Annotated in this window: 12 protein-coding genes; 6 read left to right on the top strand and 6 right to left on the bottom strand. The window is 65.6% G+C overall.

The window, feature by feature from the left end; translation table 11 throughout:
* Positions 1-124 precede the first annotated feature (124 nt).
* On the bottom strand, positions 125-913 hold the full coding sequence (locus tag ABIC65_RS07300) for a hypothetical protein (RefSeq protein WP_354307828.1): 789 nt from the start codon (positions 911-913) through the stop codon (positions 125-127).
* A 278-nt stretch (positions 914-1,191) separates the two neighbouring features.
* On the opposite strand from ABIC65_RS07300, the gene ABIC65_RS07295 reads away from it, so the two are divergent.
* On the top strand, positions 1,192-2,289 hold the full coding sequence (locus ABIC65_RS07295; protein ID WP_354307827.1) for a hypothetical protein: 1,098 nt from the start codon (positions 1,192-1,194) through the stop codon (positions 2,287-2,289).
* 841 nt (positions 2,290-3,130) lie between these two features.
* Here the strand turns inward: ABIC65_RS07295 and ABIC65_RS07290 are convergent.
* Positions 3,131-5,143, bottom strand: coding sequence for a site-specific integrase (locus ABIC65_RS07290; protein ID WP_354307826.1), 2,013 nt, complete (start codon positions 5,141-5,143; stop codon positions 3,131-3,133).
* A 270-nt stretch (positions 5,144-5,413) separates the two neighbouring features.
* Positions 5,414-5,548, bottom strand: a complete 135-nt coding sequence (locus tag ABIC65_RS07285; RefSeq protein ID WP_354307825.1) for a hypothetical protein — start codon at positions 5,546-5,548, stop codon at positions 5,414-5,416.
* Positions 5,549-5,635: 87 nt separating this feature from the next.
* Between ABIC65_RS07285 and ABIC65_RS07280 the strand changes: the two genes are divergently transcribed.
* Together ABIC65_RS07280 and ABIC65_RS07275 are read left to right on the top strand one after the other, a co-directional pair.
* On the top strand, positions 5,636-6,655 hold the full coding sequence (locus ABIC65_RS07280) for an MBL fold metallo-hydrolase (RefSeq protein ID WP_354307824.1): 1,020 nt from the start codon (positions 5,636-5,638) through the stop codon (positions 6,653-6,655).
* Positions 6,656-6,672: 17 nt separating this feature from the next.
* Entirely contained in the window at positions 6,673-7,236 is a 564-nt protein-coding gene (locus ABIC65_RS07275) for a carboxymuconolactone decarboxylase family protein (RefSeq protein ID WP_354307823.1), read from the top strand.
* Between the two features lie 46 nt (positions 7,237-7,282).
* Here ABIC65_RS07275 and ABIC65_RS07270 read toward each other — a convergent pair whose 3' ends face one another.
* From ABIC65_RS07270 to ABIC65_RS07260, 3 genes are read right to left on the bottom strand one after another with little or no spacing between them, the layout of a single operon-like run.
* Complete coding sequence (locus ABIC65_RS07270; protein WP_354307822.1) at positions 7,283-8,128, bottom strand: fumarylacetoacetate hydrolase family protein; 846 nt, start codon at positions 8,126-8,128, stop codon at positions 7,283-7,285.
* A gap of 19 nt (positions 8,129-8,147) precedes the next feature.
* The gene (gene dld, locus ABIC65_RS07265; RefSeq protein ID WP_354307821.1) at positions 8,148-9,872 is read right to left on the bottom strand and encodes a D-lactate dehydrogenase; all 1,725 of its coding nucleotides are present in this window, start codon (positions 9,870-9,872) and stop codon (positions 8,148-8,150) included.
* A 3-nt stretch (positions 9,873-9,875) separates the two neighbouring features.
* On the bottom strand, positions 9,876-10,739 hold the full coding sequence (locus ABIC65_RS07260; RefSeq protein WP_354307820.1) for an alpha/beta fold hydrolase: 864 nt from the start codon (positions 10,737-10,739) through the stop codon (positions 9,876-9,878).
* A 208-nt stretch (positions 10,740-10,947) separates the two neighbouring features.
* Between ABIC65_RS07260 and ABIC65_RS07255 the strand changes: the two genes are divergently transcribed.
* The 3 genes from ABIC65_RS07255 to ABIC65_RS07245 are packed head-to-tail and all read left to right on the top strand — an operon-like array spanning position 10,948 to position 12,594.
* The gene (locus tag ABIC65_RS07255) at positions 10,948-11,571 is read left to right on the top strand and encodes a hydrolase (RefSeq protein ID WP_354307819.1); all 624 of its coding nucleotides are present in this window, start codon (positions 10,948-10,950) and stop codon (positions 11,569-11,571) included.
* The gene (locus ABIC65_RS07250; RefSeq protein ID WP_354307818.1) at positions 11,568-12,167 is read left to right on the top strand and encodes a M17 family peptidase N-terminal domain-containing protein; all 600 of its coding nucleotides are present in this window, start codon (positions 11,568-11,570) and stop codon (positions 12,165-12,167) included. Before ABIC65_RS07255 ends, ABIC65_RS07250 begins: the two co-directional genes overlap by 4 nt.
* Positions 12,168-12,177: 10 nt before the next feature.
* Positions 12,178-12,594: a hypothetical protein gene (locus ABIC65_RS07245; RefSeq protein ID WP_354307817.1), complete on the top strand. Its 417-nt coding sequence runs from the start codon at positions 12,178-12,180 to the stop codon at positions 12,592-12,594.
* The last annotated feature ends 191 nt before the right edge of the window (positions 12,595-12,785 follow it).

Below are 12,785 nucleotides of genomic sequence, written 5' to 3'. Positions count from 1 at the left end.
TATGTGTCGCTTCCTATTGCGTTGCGGGAAAATCCTCAACGGCGGCGCGGTTTATCGCCACATGCTCGGAACCGCCCAGCGGCCTCGCCGATTTCGGCCCATCTACCCGCCGGTGACCCGCCGACTAGGCTTCCATGACAAGCCGGACGAGTCGCTCCCTCGCATGATCAAGCGAGGCGGTGTTGGTTTTGCTTGAGCACCGCTCCCGAGCTTTGTCACCGACGAAGTACGCGATGCGCTCGGCGTTCGCGCCGCTTGGGTGCGGTAGGCCGTCAAGGACACGCGAGGCGTCGATCATCCCTTCATTCGCTAGGTGCCGTAGCGCGGCACTGACTTTTGGGCCGAGTGGAACGACGAGCGCATTATGGAGCATAGACAACTCCGTACCAGTGTAGGCCTCGAGCCAGCTTCTCAGCTGCGGCGTCCGGACCATGTCTGGTTGTCCGGACCAATTCTGACCATCGACGAACACTGGATAGCGAAGGGCAGACGTGAAGTGGACGAGATGGGCTGCGTCGCTCCAAAGGGCGGCGGTTGAGGGCACGCCGAGCAGCTTCGCCACCCCAATCAGATCGAGCATGCGAATCAGGTTACTGCGCATTGGTTCGCCGGAAAAGCTTGCAAAGATCTTCGACTTCTCTGCGGCCAAGTCGATCGCATCGCCGGCAACCAGCGCAGACGAGGCAGCCCGCAACGCGCTGACTGCCTGAGAGCGGCCCGGCGTCATGCCGACGATCACTATCTTAGCGGTATAATTGATGTGATCGAAGGGGGCGTAAATCATCTGCACGCTCCGGCCGCCTATTTCACACTGAGCCATTGTGAACTTCGGGTGATCGAGCGCATCTTCGGTGTGTTGCAAGTTCCATTCGAGCAGCAGCGGAGCGAATTGGGGGAGAAGGTTTGGCGTCATGACAGTGGCAGATAACTTCTGATTGAGGATTGATTTATTAGTCGAAGTAGGGTGCTTAGCTGCCCGCGTGGGCGCGAGGCAACTCGGGTGTGACCTTGTAGAGACATAGATCTGGGAGAACAGGACATATGACTGAGCCACGCCGCCGGGACGGTAGGCCCATCTGGATTGACGACTCCGGTGCAGCGACTGCTTTGCGGCGCATGGATCTAGGCTCTACTGCGGGCAGCGGGTATAGCGAGAGTTGGCTGCAGGACCTACTGCATCAGCAGCCAGCCGTGTTTCCGATCGAGCAGATCGAGCCGGGCTTCGGCGATCTCGTGCCGATCTGCCGAGAGCTGCCACTGCTCTTCGGCGGCGGACGGAGCGGCGCGCTCGACAATGTCTACGTGACGCCCACGGGCGGTATCGTTCTCATCGAAGCAAAGCTTTGGCGCAATCCACAGGCCCGGCGCGAGGTCGTCGCTCAGGCCATGGAATATGCTGGGGCGGTGTTCCGAATGGGCTACGAGGCGTTCGAGCAGGCGGTTCGCAAGGCGCGGCGCGCGAGTTCTGAAGCGGAGGTATCCATATACGAATTGGTCCGGGCGTGTGACCCCGGCGTCGGAGAGGCGGAGTTCATCGAGGCTGTGTCGAGGAACCTATCCCGCGGCCGGGCGGTGGTTGCCGTTGTGGGCGACGGCATTCGAGACGACATCGCGCCGCTGGCGGAACTGCTTCAGAGTCATGCGGGTCAGCGATTTACCTTCGCCTTGGTCGAACTGGGAGTTTTCGCTGCCCCGGACGGCGGCTCGCGGGTTATCGTGCCTTCCGTACTCGCGAAGACCGTTCTGATCGAACGAGGCGTGGTGCGCCTCGACGATAGTGCGCTGCGCGTCGATGCGGTGCAGATGGAGCGCGCATCGACACTTGCCGCGACCGCGCGGCGCGGCGTGAGCATCGGCGAGGACGAGTTTTACGAGTTGCTCGGGCAGCGTGATCCTGAAGCGCCGGCGTTGCTCCGTGCCTTTCTGGAGAAGCTCGATCCCCTCGGCTTCTATGTTGATCTAAAGGGTTCGCTCAACCTGCGGCACGATGGGGCCGGAGGACGACCATTGAACCTGGGTTCAATCCGGAAGGATGGCTTCGTCAACACAAGCCCCGCGTCTTGGTTCGGTCGATATCCGGAAGCGCGCGCCTATAACGAACGGCTCGCACGTGCCATCCAGGGCAAGGTTGGTGAGGACAAGGCAGGAGCTGAGTGCGCCTTACGGACGGGAGCCGATAAGACACCTCGCTTACGCGACCTGCTGCCCCTGCACGAAGCTACCTGGCTGGAAGCTATCGAGAAGTACGTTCAGAATGTCGTGACGCGTGAAAGCATCTCGCTCCCCTAGGAGCTAGGGACGCTGGGGGCATCATTCAGGCCTGCTTGCTGCATCTTCGTTTCCGCGCTTAAGAGCGTCTGCTAGCGCCTCTTCAGCCACTGCTTGTAGGTCTGTGATATATTCCTCATCCGCGCAGTCGCGGGTCGCAGTGCAGGACCCACATTCCAGGACGTATAGGTTCGTGGCTGCGATCTCGGGCAATACCACGTCGACCAAGGCGAGTTCCTCCTCGGTCATGGCTTTGCCACAGTGATCGCATGCGGGTTGCACCGCCTGAAGGCGCCTACCTTTGGGCGATGTGAAGGAAGGCAGTTCGTACTTGTCGCTTCGACCCATAAGGCACCTTGAAAGATGATCGTGTGGCAGCATGCACATCAGCAATTACTAAATTCGATACGTGATGAGCGCGGCCTCGGCGAGGGCTGGCGCCGATCGCCCCAGGAGTCCTCCTTGGCGGTGTCCTGTCCGGGCCGCGCGTAAGGTCATCGATCGCCGGTCTGCATTGCGCATTGAACACCCTCGCACTGGCGTCGCGCCGCCCGGTTTGTCGAAGTGCGCGAGCGAGTCGAGGACGTCGCTCGACCGGGGCAGCGCGGCTTCGTCAGCTCGGCGCGATCGCGCCACACCGCCGGAGCCGCAACTGTTCGCATGGCTGGACGAGGTGCTGCTGTCGGTCGGCTTGCCGACGTACTGGCTCGCTTTTTTATTATCTAAACATGAATAAGAAGAGTGAATATGATCCCATCAACATTGGCCTGCAGCGCGGATGGGCAGGGAACTTAGCCTACCGCTGCAAGGCCGGCCATGACGACAAGCCGCATTCCTCCCTCATGTGCTTGGGACCGTCCTGTCACAGGGACGTTTTCGGGTTGGACATCCTTGCCTTACGCGGAGCGCGCAGACCGGCAGGTAACAGCTGCACCGGGAACGGATCCAGATGCCGCGTCACCTCCGGTATCGCTTTCGCGGCGTTCCGCAGCAACTCCATATGCGCCTTCGAATAGCGCCCCTCGGTTTCGCTCGATAGCTTGTGCCCAGCGAAGTCAGCTCGGACCTCGGCCGCAATGCCAGCTGCTTTCATGCTGTCGATCACCGTGTGTCGGAACGAGTGGGTCGCTTGACCGGCCCTCAGGAAAGGCAAGGCGGCTGCAATCTTGGTCCAAATGGTCTTGTAATAGCGATCGCCCATGGTGCCTTTGCCGCTCTCGGCCTGCAGCTCGGGGAACAGCATTGACTCGCCAGCCCCTCTGAGCGCCTGCACATATGCAGGAAGTCCGAGACGGATCAGCTCCTCGGCGAGGGGCAGGTTGCGCGCCGAGGTGATGGTCTTGAGCCGTCGGATTGCCGTCGGACGAACGTTGATCTGCCAATGGCCGTCGACGACTTCCATGTCGTCGAGCATGAGGCCGCATATCTCCTCGCGCCGCATCCCGGTGTACCAACCGATCATCGGTACGAAATACCAGGCACTGTGGACGAGCAGACTGCCGGGCTGCATGCGGCGAGCCAGTGATTTGGATCCTGTCCAAGGCGGAAGGCTGAACAACATTCTACCCTGTTCTTCGGTGTAGGCGTCCCGCTGATCGCGCGCATCACGTTGATCGTTCTCGATGAAAGCGCTGTAGTCCAGCGCGCCCAGCGGCTGGTGCTTGGCGAACCACGTCGTCAGCTGACGCAGGAAGCCCCAATGGCGGTTGGTCGTGCTGAGGCCGAGGCCCAGCTGATCCCTGGTCAGAGCGCCGGCAGGGATTTTCGGCGGACCCGCTTCGTCCTTCCGCTTCGCGCCTCGCGCAACCGCCTTCTCGCCTTGCTGGACACGCGCCTCCGTTTCCGCGACGATCTCGTGGATCGTCATGGTACGATGCTGGGGTGACTTTCGGAACGAAGGGCCATGCAGCTTCGCGAAGCAGTCGTTGAGCTGGACAAGGTCGTCGTGCGTGACGGTCGCTAGCGGCCTGCCGTCCATCACCTGCTCGAGCAGAAGGGCGAGCAGCTTGAACTGTTCGCGTGTCTTCTCGGTCCATGGGTCGCCCCCTTTGCGGCGGGCTGTGCCGTCCACTCCGCCGGTTCGCGGATTGTGCGCAAAGAACTTCTCGACGGCTTCCGTTGGAGTCATCAGTGCGAACGGACCAGTCGTAACCGGCTGTGGCGCAGGATGATTCATGGGCGTTGCTGGCTGGGCGGGCGAAGACGGTTGATATCCGGTAATCGGCACCGGCGGGTAGGCTGCGCCGGGGTTGGTCAGCGCATCGCGGAACTCGCGAATGGCTTGTATCCGCGCCTGGTTGACGACCTTCCCGGCCATAGCTGCACGCAGCTTGAATTGCTCGACACCGATGTCGGCAAGCCTGGCTACGGCTGCGTCTTCCGTGCCCTCATGTTCTATCGATGCAGCCAGGTCTGACCACGCCATGACCACGATCGGCTCGTCGGCCGCCTCGGGGTCGATGTGGGCGACAAGGAAGTCCTCGATCTTGCCTCGCACCGCGCCATCCATCGCCGCCAGCTCGCCTGCGTCCAAGCGCAAGGCGAGCGCCTTTTCGGTATCCTCGTTATCCTCGACTGGCACGATGTGGAGCCGGGCGTGCATCACCGCCAGGCGGTCACGCTCGATCATCACCTGTCGGCGAAAGATCTCGGCGCGTTGTGCCGCAGTGAGATCATCCCTGCCGCGATTGGCGATCATGTCCATGGCAATGCGCTCGCAGATCAACGTCAAGGCCGGCGCCAGTTGACTGGCCCGCTTCCGGCATGTGGTCCGAAGCGAGAAGCGTATCCTGAAAGGTTTATCGGCTCCTAAACGTACGAGGCGACGATAGTAGTAGGTTCCGTGCTTGCGGGTAACGTTCTGGATGCCGGACATCCGCGTGGGTCCTTGCCGTGGTACCCTGCCGTGGCACCCTCTCGTGGTGCATTGGCGGGGCAGGTTTGCAAGAAACCCGTCTTTTCAATTACTTGGGTCATTTCTGGCTGGGGCTCCTCCCGCCCCAGCCGGTTTCTGAAAATGGTTATTTGTCAGCGCTTCACCGGCTGATTTTCGGCTCATGTGGGGCAGGCTTGTGAGGACGGTTTAACGTCCTCGCGCGCTCGAATCGCGGGTCGGGTTTTCCCGGCTTTGATGTCGAACCATCGTTTACGACGGATGGGGGTCGAGTGCGGCCAAGATCGGCTCGGTGCTGAAGCCCGGACCATCCAACGCATTCCCAAACACATAGGCGTTGAGCGCGTCGGAGAGCGTCACCTCGCACCCCGTGTCGTCGATGCGCATGCCTGCTGCATCCAAGTAAGCGCTGCCCCGTCCAATCCTTCCCGCGGCCTATCGGCAATACCGGAGGGACAAGCTCATGGAGGCAGCATGAAAATCCGCCACTCGCTCGCGCTCGCGCTTTCCGTGCTTCCAGTTTCGGCGGCAATTGCCGGTCCCAAGGGCCAGACCGTCCCCTCGGCCCCGCCGCCGGCTCCGCCCCAGGCATCGCCGGGCGGCATCTGGCCGCCGCGCCAGGCGCCGGGCTATTATCGCTTCGAACTCGGCGACTTCGAGATCGTCGCCCTGCTCGACGGCACCCACCCCTTCCCGGCAACCGAGCTGGCGGTGGGCGCCAAGCCCGGCGAGGTGGCGAGCCTGCTCGCGCAGAACTTCCTGACCTCGCCGGTGGAGGGCGGGTTCAGCGCGTTCCTCGTCCGCCTGCCGGGCAAGCTGGTGCTAATCGATACCGGCGCCGGGGATCTCTATGGCCGCGACGGCGGGCTGCTGGTCGCCAATCTCCGCGCGGCGGGGATCGCGCCCGAGCAGATCGACGAGATCTATCTTACCCATCTCCACCGCGACCATGTCGGCGGGCTGCTGATGGGCGGCAAGGTCGTCTTCCCGCGCGCCATCGTGCGTGTGGCGCAGGGAGAGGCGGATTTCTGGCTGAACGACGCCAATCGCGGCAAGGTGCCGGCGTTCCTCGGCTCGATGTTCGACGGCGCCCAGCAATGCCTGAAGCCCTATATCGCCGAGGGGCGCTTCAAGCCCTATGCCGAAGGCGAGGCGCTGGCGCCCGGAATCACCGCGATCGCGGCGCCGGGGCATACCCCCGGGCATCACCAATATCTGGTGGAGAGCCGCGGCAAGGCGCTGCTGGTGTGGGGCGATACGGTGCATGTCGCACCGGTGCAGCTGCCCGATCCGCACGTCGCGATGAAATACGACACCGATCCGGCCGCGGCGGTGCGCTCGCGCGAAACCGCGTTCGCCGCGGCGGCCGACAAGGGCTGGTGGGTGGCGGGCGCGCATATCTCGTTCCCCGGCCTCGGCCATGTCCGCCGGACCGCGCCCGGCAGCTATGCCTGGATCCCCGCCAACTATGCGCTCAATCGCATGCCGCAATGAGCGCCATGGAGACGCCGATGACCCGCTTGCCACCGATCCCCCCGAGCGACCTGACCGACGCCCAGCGCCCGCTGTTCGAGGCGATGACCGCCGGCGTGGCCGCCAAATATCAGACCTTCACCACGGTGCGCGAGGACGGCGCGCTGCTGGGCCCGTGGAATGCCTGGCTGCACGATCCCGAGATCGGTGCGGCCTATTGGGGCGTCACCCAGGCGCTCACCGCCGCCAAGCGCATTCCCGATCCGGCGCGGCAGGTCGCGATCCTGGTGGTGGGTGCGCATTTCGGTGCGGCGTACGAAATCTATGCCCATGGCGCGGTGGCGGCCAGCGCGCACGGCATGTCTGCGCGGCGGATCGCGACGCTGGCCGCGGGTGAGCGTCCCGAGGATCTCGACGACGACGAAGCCATCGCGCACGATGTCGCCAAGGCGCTGCTCCGCGGCGGGGTGTTGGCCGATCCGCTCTACGCCCAGGCGCTTGCCCGGTTCGGCCAGGCGGGGACCAGCGAGCTGATCTACCTCGTCGGCCATTATTGCTTCGTGTCGATGACCCTCAACGGCTTCGGCATCCCCGTTCCATAAGCCGAAGGGCGCATGGCCGCCGCCATGCGCCCATTCCCGGCCGATCTCACGCGACGATGTTGCGCAGGATTCCGATCTGCTCGATCTCGACCTCGCAGACGTCGCCGGGCTGCATCCACAGCGGCGGTGTGCGGGCAAAGCCGACCCCGGCCGGAGTGCCGGTTACGATCACGTCGCCGGGCTCCAGCGTGAACGCCTCGCTGAGCAGCGCGACGAGTTCGGTCACATCGAAGATCATGTCGGCGGTCGAGGCGTCCTGCACCACCGCGCCGTTCAGCCGGGTCTGGAGCCGCAGCCCGCGGGCACCCTCGGGCAGGGCCGCGGCGGGAACGAAGGCGGGGCCGAAGGCGCCGGTCCCGTCGAAATTCTTGCCCATCGTCCATTGCGGCGTGCGGAACTGATAGTCGCGCACCGATCCGTCGTTGAAGATCGAATAGCCGGCGATGTGGCGCAGCGCATCCTCGCGCGCGATGTTGCGGCCGCCCAGGCCGATCACCGCCACCAGCTCGCCTTCGAAGTCGAAATCCTGCGACTGCGGCGGGCGGACCAGCGGCGCGCCGTGCCCGATCAGGCTGGTGGCGAAGCGCGCGAAGATGGTGGGATAGGTGGGAACCTCGAAATGGCCCTCGGCGGCGTGATCGACATAGTTGAGGCCGATGCACACGATCTTGCCGGGGTTGGGGATCGGCGGGAGGATCGTCATCGCATCGATGTCGATCGGGGCGGCGCTGCGGAACTCTGCCATCGTCTCCATCAGATCGACACCCGAGGCGATCAGCGCCGGCAGGTCGCCCGGATAGGCGGGGTCCGCCGCATGGACGGCGCGATAGCCTTCGCCGGTGTTGACCGCGAGGCCGACGCCGCGCGCATCCTGGAATCGAACGATCTGCATCGGGATACTCCGTTGCGGCTCAGGCCCAGTTCGCCTTGCGCGAGGTCTGGCCGATGCCGGGGTTGAGGCTGTTGGTGGGATCGAGTGCGCGATAATGCGCGGCGAGCGGCGGCTTGGCCGGATAGAGATGGCCGACATTGTGCTCGGCCGGATATTCGGCGCCCTGCGCGTCGAGCAGCGCGAGCATCGCCCGCTCGAACGCAATCGGATCCTCGCCGCGCTTGAGCAGATAGTCGCGGTGGAAGACGTGGCAGAAGAAATGCCCGCAATAGCTCACGCCGATGACCTTCTCAGCCAGTTCGGGCGGCAGCTGATCGTTCCAGTCCGCGTCGTTGCGGCGATGGGCGACATCGAGCGCGACGAAATCCTGCATTTCGCGCCGATGCAGCGCGCGGTAGCGGATCGTCGCACCGGCGACGGCAAAGCGATGGAGGAAAGCGCGTTCGCCTTCGTCCTTGGTGCACTCGAAATAGGCGCCGCTCGCGCTGGGGAACGTCTTGGCGAGCAGCGCGCGCGCCTCTGCGATCCCCGCGTCGCCCATGCGCAGGATCAGATGATGCTCGAAACGCCGGTCGAAGTCGCGCATGCGGGCGGGCAGGTGGCGCGGCAGCCACGCAACCGCTGCCTGCATCAGCCAGTCGGACAGGTCGTTCGGCAACCAGCGGTGGCGGGCGCAGAAGGCGTCGAACCGCCCTTTCAGCGCGAACAGTCGCGGCAATTGCTTGGCGCCGAAATAGCGGACGGCCAGGAACGTATCCTTGCCGTAGCGCTCGGTGAGGCGGAAGGCCGAGCGGTGGATGTATTCGCCTTGGATCGGGAGGTCGCCGAAGCTGGTCAGGATCGTCCGGCGCAGCGCGGTGAGTTCGGCGGGATCCTTGGTGCCGATGTAGAAATCCGCCGTCTTCGCATCGCGCGGGAAGGTATCGAGCCGCACCGCGAAGACGACGACGTGGCCGCCGCTGCCGGCCGCCTCGAAAAGGTGGCGCGGATCGTTGTTGAACCGGGCGGGCGTCTCGGCATCGACTTGGCGGACATGCTCCTGATAGCCATGATCGGAGCAGACCCGCGCGGGATCGTCGACAATCTCTTCCTCGCGGATGTCACCTCGGTCGAGCCGGGCGAGCATCGCCTCGGGATCGGTGCCAAGGGCGACGCCGAGATGGTTGACCAGCGCGACGCTGCCGTTCGCCTCGATCCGGGCGTAGAGGGCCATCTGGGTGAAGGCCGGTCCGCGATGGATCAGCGCGCCGCCGGAATTGTTGCAGATGCCGCCCAGCACCGAGGCGCCGATGCACGAGGAGCCGATCCGCGAATGCGGCTCTCGGCCGACCGAGGCGGTCAGGTCCTCCAGCTCGAACAGCCGCGAACCGGGCAGGCAGAGCACCTGCGCGCCGCGGCGGATCAACTGGATGCCGGTGAGACGCGTGGTGCTGACGATCACGATCGGCCGGTCATAGTCGTCGCCGTCGGGCGTCGATCCGCCGGTGAGGCCGGTATTGGCGGCCTGGACGATCAGGATTACCTTCGCCGCCGCGCAGGCGGTGACCACGCGCCACAGCTCCACCAGCGTACCGGGCAGCACCACCGCCAGCGCGCTGCCCCCGCCGAAGCGGAAGCCGGTGCGATAGCGGCGGGTCCGCTTCGGATCGGTAAGCAGGTGACGCGGGCCGACGGTGCTGGCGAGTGCGGCCAGCAGCGCGGCGGTTTCGTGCCCGGCGGGTCGGATCGTTGCGTGCGCGGTCATGGCTCAGCCCTGCCATCCCCGCAGAAATTCCAGCAAGTGAGCGCTAACCGTTTCAGGGCGTTCCTCGTGCGGCAAATGGCCGCAACGCTCGATCGGGATGGCGCGCAGGTCGTCGGCCATTTCCGCCCATACCTTCGGCATGTCGAACATCTTGCCGACCGCGCCGAAATCGGCGCCCCACAAGGCGAGCGTTGGGCAGGCAATCTTCACGTGCGCGTCGACCAGATCCTGCGCGACGTCCTCGGCATTGGCGCGATAGTCCGCCATCGCGCCGCGTACCGCGCCCGGCGCGCGATAAGCGCGGACATAGGTGTCGAACGCCTCTCCGCTGATCGCCGAGGGGTCATAGGCCCAGTCGGAGAAAAACCAGCGCAGCCATTGCTCCTCCTTGCCGGCGATCAGCGTCTCCGGAAGGTCGGGGATGAGGTGGAAGAGGAAGAACCAATAGGCCTTGGCGATCTCGGCATTGAGATCCCGCGCGACGATGCGGGTGGGGACGTTGTCCATCACTACCAGCCGGTCGACCCGGTCGGGGAAATCCTTGGCGAAACGGGTCGCGACGCGGGCGCCGCGATCATGGCCGACCAGCGCGATCCGATCGATGCCGAGCGCGTCGAGCAGTGCCGCCAGGTCACGCGCCATGGTGCGCTTGTCATAGCCGGTCGCGGGCTTGTCCGTTTCGCCATAGCCGCGCAGGTCCGGCGCGATGATGCGGTAGAGCTCGCCCAGCACCGGGATCTGATACCGCCAGGCGAAGTTCGTTTCCGGGAAGCCATGGAGCAGCACCACCGGCGGACCTTCGCCGGTGTCGATATAGTTCTGGCGGATGCCGTTGGCGCGGAGCGTGTGGCTGGCATAGACGGTCATCGGGCGAGATCCTTGGGCGATGCGAACGCCGCGTTGTGGCAGCGCCGCGCTGCAGGGGATTGGCGCCGAACGCGATCTTTTGTCGGTTCTAGACATCGGCGTGCGTTGGCGGGTGCCCGCAAACGCCGCCAAAAAGGCGGCGCAATCGACAAGCGGTGACAGCCCGACTCTCGCTAGGTGGACGCGCTTCGCCAAGGAGATCGCAACGATGACCGCCACCAGCCTACTCACCCCGCAGGAGTGCGCGGTGCTGATCGTCGATGCACAGGCGGGGCTTGCCTTCGCCACCGGCTCGGCAGACCGGCAGACCGTCCGCGGCAACCTCATCGCGCTTGCGCAAACGGCGAAGGCGTTCGACGTGCCGGTGGTCGTCAGCACCTCGGCCACCAAGGTCTATAGCGGCCCGCTGATGCCGCCGCTCCGCGTCGTGCTGCCGGACGTGGTGCCGATCGAGCGGCGGAACATGAATCTATGGGAAGACGAAGCGGCGCGCGCCGCCGTGGTCGCCACCGGCCGCCGCACATTGATCGTGGCGGGGCTGCTGACCGAGGCGTGCGTGAGCTTCCCGGTACTCTCGGCCCTAGCCGAGGGCTATGCGGTGCGCGTCGTCACCGATGCCTGTGGCGGACTGACCCCGGCCAGCCACGAAGCTGCGATCCAGCGCATGGTCCAGGCCGGTGCGGTGCCGACCTCCTGGCTGCAGTTGCTGCTCGAACTGCAGCGCGACTGGACGCGGCACGACACCTACGAAGCTGCCCGCGGCATCGTCGTCGACCATGGCGGCGGCTATGGCATCGGGCTCGATTATGCCCGCGACATGATCCATCCATGACCGAGCGAAAGATCGTCGGCACGCTGCACGGTGTCGCGATCGAGGTCGCCGCCTGGGACGGGAGCGCGGCCGAGGCCGACCTGTCCTGCGCCTGCATGTTCACGGAGGAACTGGGCGGGGGGCCGCCGGTCGGCGGCCTCGCGCATCTGGATGCCGCGTTGGGCGGCGCGCTGGTGCGGCTTCGCGCCGACGGCATCTTCGCCGCCGAGATCGGCGAAACGCTGTTCCTGGACCAGCCGCCACCGACGGTGACCGCCCGCGCGCTGCTGATCCTGGGCATGGGAACGCCGGTCGGCTGGCACGCGCAGGAGCTCACGGCCGCGGTGCGGCGTGCGGTCACGATCGCGCTGGGACTTGGCGTCGGCTCCGCCGCGCTGGCGCCGAGCATGCTCGACAGCGGCCTGGGACCCGACCAGACCGAAGGCGCCCCTGCCGCGATGGTGGCGGGGCTGGCCGGGGCGCTGGATGCCCATGCGCGGCTGCGGGCGATCGGCTTCGCCGGCGACCCCGCGCTGCGTCGCTGGACGTTCGACGTCGGCGCGGCGCGCTTTTCCGGTGCCGTCGCCGCGTTCGGCGCGGCGCTGGCCGATCACTGAGAAGCACGCCATGCAGCACACGCCACCGCCGCCCGTCATCACCTCCGAGGTTCGCATCGTCGACGCGGAGGGTGCGCCGCGGATCCTGCTCTCCGCGGCCGGGCAGGGCCCGTCGATCGTGCTGATCGGCCGCGACGCCAAGCCGGCCGCGACGGTGGCGCTCGACAAGGACGACCGGCCATCGGTCCGCCTCGCCAACCCCGCACCGGGCGCGCCCGTCGCCGCGATCGAGATCGACGACAAGGGCGCACATGTGAAGTTCGATCGCGCGGGCGGCGCCTCGTCCTATCTGTTCCTCAACAATGCCGGCGTCTCGGGCGTGGTGCTGATCGACGCCAAGGGCGTGCGGCGGGCCAGCGTGCTCGTCGGTGCGGACGGCAAGGTCACCGTTGAGGGACCGGACGGGAAGGCGGCGGCGGGACGCTGATCCCGCCGGTCTCGCGCTCGAACTCAATCTCCGTTGCGTTCGCGCAATACGCCCGCGCGACTTTTGCCGCCAACTCGCCGCGGTCGGCATCTCAAACATCGGTTCTCGGCGGCCCATGCTCGAGCGGGCAAACCCTCGGATAGCTTGGCGCGCGCGCGGCGCTGGCGAAGATGGCGCCCACCGCATCCCCT

It is taken from the genome of Sphingomonas trueperi, assembly GCF_040545665.1.
GTDB classification, from domain to species: Bacteria; Pseudomonadota; Alphaproteobacteria; order Sphingomonadales; family Sphingomonadaceae; genus Sphingomonas; species Sphingomonas trueperi_B.
The sequence above is the reverse complement of the archived record's forward strand: the minus strand, read 5'-3'. Positions and strand labels throughout refer to the sequence as shown.

Excerpts from the sequence above, each read along its gene's own strand:
- ABIC65_RS07300 (WP_354307828.1), bottom strand. The coding sequence starts at position 913 with ATGACGCCAAACCTTCTCCCCCAATTCGCTCCGCTGCTGCTCGAATGG.
- ABIC65_RS07290 (WP_354307826.1), bottom strand. The coding sequence starts at position 5,143 with ATGTCCGGCATCCAGAACGTTACCCGCAAGCACGGAACCTACTACTAT.
- ABIC65_RS07285 (WP_354307825.1), bottom strand. The coding sequence starts at position 5,548 with ATGCGCATCGACGACACGGGGTGCGAGGTGACGCTCTCCGACGCGCTC.
- ABIC65_RS07280 (WP_354307824.1), top strand. The coding sequence starts at position 5,636 with ATGAAAATCCGCCACTCGCTCGCGCTCGCGCTTTCCGTGCTTCCAGTT.
- ABIC65_RS07275 (WP_354307823.1), top strand. The coding sequence starts at position 6,673 with ATGACCCGCTTGCCACCGATCCCCCCGAGCGACCTGACCGACGCCCAG.
- ABIC65_RS07270 (WP_354307822.1), bottom strand. The coding sequence starts at position 8,128 with ATGCAGATCGTTCGATTCCAGGATGCGCGCGGCGTCGGCCTCGCGGTC.
- dld (WP_354307821.1), bottom strand. The coding sequence starts at position 9,872 with ATGACCGCGCACGCAACGATCCGACCCGCCGGGCACGAAACCGCCGCG.
- ABIC65_RS07260 (WP_354307820.1), bottom strand. The coding sequence starts at position 10,739 with ATGACCGTCTATGCCAGCCACACGCTCCGCGCCAACGGCATCCGCCAG.
- ABIC65_RS07255 (WP_354307819.1), top strand. The coding sequence starts at position 10,948 with ATGACCGCCACCAGCCTACTCACCCCGCAGGAGTGCGCGGTGCTGATC.
- ABIC65_RS07250 (WP_354307818.1), top strand. The coding sequence starts at position 11,568 with ATGACCGAGCGAAAGATCGTCGGCACGCTGCACGGTGTCGCGATCGAG.
- ABIC65_RS07245 (WP_354307817.1), top strand. The coding sequence starts at position 12,178 with ATGCAGCACACGCCACCGCCGCCCGTCATCACCTCCGAGGTTCGCATC.